This window comes from Streptomyces sp. NPDC059037 (assembly GCF_042740015.1).
GTDB lineage: Bacteria > Actinomycetota > Actinomycetes > Streptomycetales > Streptomycetaceae > Streptomyces.
In genome coordinates, this window is record NZ_JBHYIG010000498.1 from 1 (window position 1) to 2,164 (window position 2,164).

Sequence of the window (2,164 nt, forward strand, 5' to 3'; positions counted from 1 at the left end):
CTCAGTGTGTGTGTGGGGGTCTGTTTGTTTGTGACTCGGCCGGGGGGGGGCGCCCCCCGCCCCCCCGCCCCCGCGGCGGCACAGCACCCCCCCCCCCGACAGCAAGGTGACCACACTGCACCGCGCCCCGCGAGCCCCTGTCGGCAGCCTGTCGGTGGTTTGTCGGTGGCGGATGGCACCTTGAGGGCATGACGCGAATCGACAAGAACCCCGGAGGCGCAGCGAGCGCCATCACCGTGCGGGGGCTGGTCAAGCACTACGGCGAGACCAAAGCACTGGACGGCGTGGACCTCGACGTACGCGAAGGAACGGTCGTCGGCGTGCTCGGGCCCAACGGCGCCGGCAAGACCACCCTCGTACGCTGCCTGTCCACCCTCATCACCCCGGACTCCGGCCTGGCCCACGTCGCCGGGTACGACGTGGTGAAGCAGCCCCGCCAGCTCCGCCGGGTCATAGGCCTCACCGGCCAGTACGCATCGGTCGACGAGAAGCTCTCCGGCCGCGAGAACCTGTACATGATCGGGCGGCTGCTCGACCTGTCCCGCAAGGACGCCAGGTCCAGGGCCGACGGCCTGCTCGAGCGGTTCTCGCTCACCGAGGCCGCAGGCCGCCAGGCCAAGACGTACTCCGGCGGCATGCGCCGCCGCCTGGACCTCGCCGCCTCGATGATCGGCAGCCCGGCCGTCCTCTACCTGGACGAGCCGACGACCGGCCTCGACCCCCGCACCCGCAACGAGGTGTGGGCCGAGGTCAAGCGCATGGTCGGCGACGGCGTCACCGTGCTGCTCACCACGCAGTACATGGAGGAGGCCGAGCAGCTGGCGTCCGAGCTGACGGTCATCGACCGCGGCAAGGTCATCGCCAACGGCGGCATCGACGAGCTGAAGGCGAAGGTCGGCGGCCGCACCCTGCGCATCCGCCCGGCCGACCCGCTGGAGCTGCGGCCGCTGGCGAACGCCCTTGACGACCTGGGCCTGACCGGCCTCGCCACCTCGACGGTGGACACCGAGACCGGCACGGTCCTGGTGCCGATCCTCAGCGACGAGCAGCTGACCGCGGTGGTCGGCGCGGTCACCGCGCGCTCCATCGTGATCGGCTCGATCGCCACCGAACTGCCCAGCCTGGACGAGGTGTTCCTCTCCATCACCGGCCAGAAGGCCAGCACCCCGCAGGACACCCGTCCCGCCGAACTCGAGGAGGTCACCGTATGAGTGCCACCACCGCAACGGCCCACCTGCCCGGGGCCGGCCAGGCCGACGGCCGCATAGGCCTGCGCGGCCACGTGCGCCACACCGGCGCCCTGGTCCGCCGCAATCTGCAGTGGATCCGGGCCGATCCCGAGTCGATGTTCGACGCGGTGCTGATGCCCATCGTCTTCACGCTGCTGTTCGTGTACGTCTTCGGCGGCTCCATCGGGCAGGCGCTCGGCGGCGGTCAGGACGCGTATGTGCAGTACGTGGTGCCGGGCATGATGGCGATGATGTCCCTGAACATCGCCATGGCCGTCGGCACAGGCTTCAACCAGGACTTCCAGAACGGCATCATGGACCGCTTCCGGACCCTGCCGATCGGCCAGGGCTCGGTCCTCTTCGCCAAGATCGTGGTGGAGCTGATGCGGATGCTCGTCGCGACGACGATCATGATGATCGTCGGTGTCCTGGTGGGCTTCGACATCACCAACTGGGGCGGTCTGTTCGCCGCCGTGGGCCTGACCGCCCTCTTCGGCTCGTCCGTCATGTGGATCTTCCTGGTCCTCGGCGTCACCATGAAGAGCGCGCAGTCCGTGCAGGCGATGGGCTTCCTGGTCCTGATGCCGCTGCAGTTCGGCTCGTCGATCTTCGCGCCGACGAAGTCCATGCCGGGCTGGCTCGAGGCCTTCACCGACTACAACCCGCTGTCCACGCTCGCGGACTCCGCGCGCGGCCTGATGGTGGGCGGCCCGGCCGCACACGACGTGTGGGTGACGATCGGCTGGGCGGTGGCGCTCACGCTGGTGATGGCACCGATCGCGATCCACAAGTTCCGTACGAAGAGCTGAGCGCCCGGCGCCTCAGTCGAGATACGTGTCGCAGAGGGCGGCGGCCTCCTCGGGGGAGAGGCGGCCGCCCGGGCGCGGCCGGGGCGCGGGGGCGCGGGGGCCCGGGGCGGGGCGCGCGCGGGCTCG

Annotated in this window: 2 protein-coding genes; both read left to right on the forward strand. The window is 70.4% G+C overall.

Annotation, left to right across the window (positions count from 1 at the left end; genetic code table 11):
- The first annotated feature begins 188 nt into the window (after nt 1–188).
- Nucleotides 189–1,211 (forward strand): ATP-binding cassette domain-containing protein, encoded by a 1,023-nt coding sequence (locus ACFWY6_RS45115; protein ID WP_384703661.1) that lies wholly within the window; start codon nt 189–191, stop codon nt 1,209–1,211.
- Nucleotides 1,208–2,038, forward strand: coding sequence for an ABC transporter permease (locus ACFWY6_RS45120; RefSeq protein WP_384703664.1), 831 nt, complete (start codon nt 1,208–1,210; stop codon nt 2,036–2,038). The genes ACFWY6_RS45115 and ACFWY6_RS45120 overlap by 4 nt, the downstream gene beginning before the upstream one ends.
- Nucleotides 2,039–2,164 lie beyond the last annotated feature (126 nt).